The organism is Proteus sp. G3927 (genome assembly GCF_963894685.1).
Taxonomy (GTDB): Bacteria; Pseudomonadota; Gammaproteobacteria; order Enterobacterales; family Enterobacteriaceae; genus Proteus; species Proteus mirabilis.
Genome location: NZ_CAWQGX010000022.1, coordinates 1 through 4,259 on the forward strand (window position 1 = coordinate 1; position 4,259 = coordinate 4,259).

3 protein-coding genes and 2 pseudogenes are annotated in these 4,259 nt (G+C 39.7%); all 5 read left to right on the forward strand.

Annotated elements, in window-relative coordinates; all coding sequences use genetic code 11:
* A partial coding sequence (locus AACV00_RS07300; protein ID WP_202608917.1) for an RHS repeat-associated core domain-containing protein occupies positions 1 to 856 on the forward strand: 856 nt, incomplete at its 5' end.
* Between the two features lie 11 nt (positions 857 to 867).
* Positions 868 to 1,377, forward strand: a complete 510-nt coding sequence (locus AACV00_RS07305; protein WP_049212215.1) for a DUF6707 family protein — start codon at positions 868 to 870, stop codon at positions 1,375 to 1,377.
* A gap of 368 nt (positions 1,378 to 1,745) precedes the next feature.
* A pseudogene (locus AACV00_RS07310) lies at positions 1,746 to 2,261 on the forward strand (AHH domain-containing protein); the annotation flags it as partial.
* The gene (locus tag AACV00_RS07315) at positions 2,258 to 2,821 is read left to right on the forward strand and encodes a hypothetical protein (protein ID WP_049203038.1); all 564 of its coding nucleotides are present in this window, start codon (positions 2,258 to 2,260) and stop codon (positions 2,819 to 2,821) included. The pseudogene AACV00_RS07310 and the gene AACV00_RS07315, both read left to right, overlap by 4 nt.
* Positions 2,822 to 2,876: 55 nt before the next feature.
* A pseudogene (locus tag AACV00_RS07320) lies at positions 2,877 to 4,259 on the forward strand (RHS repeat-associated core domain-containing protein); the annotation flags it as partial.

Below are 4,259 nucleotides of genomic sequence, written 5' to 3' on the forward strand. Positions count from 1 at the left end.
CCAACATGAGCCGGATGAAGTGTACACCTTTGGCTGGGTAGGGATGCGACTGGTGTCTGAGCACAGTAGCGCAGCGCCCCATACCACGGTTTATCATGCTTACAATGACCAAAGTTATACGCCTCTTGCTCGCATTGAATGCACGGATAACCCGCTTAATCCGCAACGGGCGATTTATTATACGCACAGTAGTTTAAGTGGCTTACCGGAAGCGTTGACCAACAGTGACGGTGAAATAGTTTGGCAAGGGCAATACAGTGCTTGGGGGCATTTACAGCGTCAAACCCGCCCCACAAGCACATTTAATCGTGAACAGAACCTGCGTTTTCAAGGGCAGTATTTCGACAAAGAGACGGGGCTGCATTATAATACGTTCAGGTACTATGCCCCGGATTTAGGCCGTTTTACCCAACAAGACCCAATAGGGTTGGCAGGGGGGATAAATTTATATGCTTATGCGCCAAATCCATTGACATGGGTGGATCCGTGGGGGCAAAAAGGTTGTAAAGTAACTATCGGTGATAAAAAAACTCATGATATAGTTTTAACATTAACTAAATCGGAATATAAAGAGGCATTTGGTCATGTAGCTGATTTTATAACTAAAAAAGGTAATGATATTTTTACAGTTGATAGAACCGGTGCTACAAATAGAAGACGTTTATCTCTTCAAAATTACTCAACTAAAACAGGGTTTGATAGAGATGAGTTTCCTATGGCTATGTTTAAAGAAGGGGGAAAAGGAGCGAGTGTAAGATATATTAGTATTAGTGATAATAGAGGTGCAGGTTCTTCTATATCTCATGCATTATCCCCTTATCCTGATGGAACAAAAGTGAAAATTATTGTGGAATAATGAGGTGAAAAATGAATTTAAATGTTTTTTTTAAAAAAATAAATGAAAATTATTCAGAAATAGCATCAGTAAGTGATAAAAAAACAAAAAAAAGTTACTTAGAGAGTATTGTTACGAAGACTTATGAATTGTACTTTAAGAATAATGAAAAATATAAAAACTTATTAAGTTTATTATGTGAAATTGATTATAATCATAATTATGATTATTGGACTTGGATTGAATATGCTTTATTTTTAATGGTATATGATAATGATGTTAAAGGAAAAGATAATGGTTTTTATATTGATAAAATTAATTCTGCTATAAATAGCGGGAGTGAACTTGAAGTGTTCGTAAAAAAAAATGTCATAAGTAGAATAAGCTTGGGTTCTTTTTTCAATGATCATAGTAATGATGGAAATATTGATGCATCAATAGAAAATATAATGAGATTATTAAAAATACGTTTTTTCTCACAATCAACAGAAGAGAAAATAAAGGTAGATAAAATAATTGACTCTTTAAAATTAAATATTTGATAATGAGTTTAAAATTTATTATCGGGCTAACTTAAAATAATAAGTGACTGATGATATTAACTGTATAATTATTAAGAAGTGGATTAAATTTAAAAATAATTAATAATATTAATTATTTTTAATGAAAATTTACATAATCTTTATTCAGTACATGGAGCCATCTAATTTACATTTAATATTGTGTGTTGTTTGGATTAATGTATATATTTCTTTTGCGTGTACGAAAGAATGCATTTTGATAGCTACCGAAGGTTGGTGGTGATTGCCTAGAGGGCTTCCTTAAATTACATATAGGACATTTTGTCAGGAACAAATTTGAACAGCGCTTGCGCTGGCCCGTAGGGCGAGTATCAGGATGATACGAGTATACTGGCCTGCATTATAATACGTTTAGGTACTATGCCCCGGATTTAGGCCGTTTTACCCAGCAAGACCCGATAGGGTTGGCTGGGGGGATAAATTTATATGCTTATGCGCCGAATGCGTTGACATGGGTGGATCCGTGGGGGCATTGTGCGGTCAAACTTTCTAAAAATATGGTAGCTGATGGTACGCCTAAACCTGCCAATACCGCAGCTCATCATATTGTTGGTGATACATCTAAAGGTGCCCAGCCAGCTAGAGATATTCTGAAAAAACATGGTATTGATGTTGATGATGCTAGAAATGGTGTTTTCCTGCCAAATAGAAATAATGTTGATGAAGCATTGTCAGGAATAAAACATAATGGCAGACATCCAAGTGATTATATTGACGCAGTAAATACAAGAATTATTAAGGCCGATGACGTGGGTGGTAAACAGGGGGTTTTAGATGAACTATCAAAAATTAATGATATTCTTTCCTCTGCACGCAGAGACGCAAGTTGGTATACAATACTATGATCAATAAAATATATGATTTTCAGTCGGATGTGACTATTTTTTGTTCATTTATACAGGAGTATTCTGAAGGGGAAGAAAGCATTATTGGGAGAGCAATGAGGCAAAGATGGGATGCATTCGATAATAGCTACAAAGAGGTATCATTGGAGCTAAGATCTAATGAACAGGGTAAAAAAAATTATCAATTTGATTTTAGTAGTGCTTTGTCGCCATTTATGGTTTTTAGTGAAGATGCATTATTGTCTTTATCTGATATTTTGAGTTCAAGAGGACAAGTATTACCCGTTAAGACAGAGAGCAAACGGAAGAAATTTGTTGGTTATTATCCAACTAATTCACTTTCAGGATGTTTTGACAGAACAAATTCTATTTATCGGGAATATCCCAATGGATTAATGATTGAGAAGCCAGTTCTCATAAAAAATAACATTACTGATGAGTATCTATTTACTATTGATGAGGATATTAGCCGAATCTTTGTTACGGATAAATTTAAACAAAGAGTAGAAGATGCAGGTTTAATGGCTTTCGATTTTTCAGTGGAAATAGAATTATCGTAAAAATAAAAAAGAAAGTAAAATTTCTCAATTATTGACTAACCAGTTACTAGGCTTTTTGTGTCAAAAAAACAGTCGTGATTTAAAAATTGATGAGTGGGGACAACTGCGCTCGTTGACCAATGCACAGAATGAAACCACGACTTACACCTTTAGTGAAGTGGGATTGCTGTTAACAGAGTGCTTGCCGGATGGGACAGAAAACCATTATGACTATGATGCCACCGGGCAATTAGTGGGAATAACGGATGCCGGAGAGCGCCATATTCTGTTGCGCCGTAACCGTCGTGGACAAGTAATAGCCCGACGCGATCCGGCAGGGCATTGGTTGCATTTTCACTATGATACTTTCGGGCGTATGCAGGCGCTGGAGAATGAACAGGGCGAGCAGTACCGCTTTGAGTATGATGCCTTGCATCGTTTAACCGATGAACATGATCTTATCGGACAACAAAAGCACTATCAGTACGATGTGATGGGGAATGTCACCCAAATAAAAACCACCCCTGGGCCTTCCATTGATACGCCGATGCCCTTATCCCCGCAGGTGACCACCTTCGGTTACGATAAAGTGGGACGGTTGCTGTTTCGAGAAAACGCCGATTATCGCACGGAATACCTTTATCAACCTTTGAGTGTGACGTTACGCAGAGTCCCCATGGCGATATGGCATGAAGCCGAACGCACCGGCACCACCGCCCGCGTAGAGTATCAAGACGCCCTGACCTTTACCTACGATAAAGTGGGGCAGTTGGTTCGAGAAGCCAGTGCTCGCGGTGATTATCAGCATCACTATGATGTGCTGGGTAATATCACTCGCACCGAGTTGCCCCATCAACGGGCATTTGAATACCTGTATTACGGCTCTGGGCATTTACAACAAACGCAATGGCGAGATAATGCGCAATTGACGGTATTGGCGGAATATCAACGAGACCGTTTACACCGAGAAACGTTACGCACCAGTGGCGCCTTAGACAATGAAACGGGCTATGACTGTCGGGGACGTATTACGCACCAAGTGGCGCGCCAAATGAATGCCTCACAGTTTGTGACCCCGGTGATTGACCGTCGTTATCGTTGGGATAAACGCAATCAACTTATCGAGCGCAGTGTCAGTTATGGTCAAACGGGCGAGGTTTTTACCGCCGGACATTGGTACTACCACAGTTATCAGTACGACCCGCTGGGGCAGTTGACGGCGCATTTAGGGTCGGTGCAAACCGAACACTTTCTGTATGATGCGGCGGCCAATTTACTGACTCGTCCGCACACCGAAGCACCGCATAACCAAGTACAAGGCAGTGATAAGTATGATTATCGCTACGACGGTTTTGGTCGCATGGTATCGCGCTATGAAAAAGGCAGTAGCTCGGGACAACGTTATCACTATGACAGTGACCACCGCATTATCGCGGTGGATATCGACCAAGGGCCCTTA

Coding starts and splice junctions, on each gene's coding strand:
- AACV00_RS07305 (WP_049212215.1), top strand. CDS start 868: ATGAATTTAAATGTTTTTTTTAAAAAAATAAATGAAAATTATTCAGAA.
- AACV00_RS07315 (WP_049203038.1), top strand. CDS start 2,258: ATGATCAATAAAATATATGATTTTCAGTCGGATGTGACTATTTTTTGT.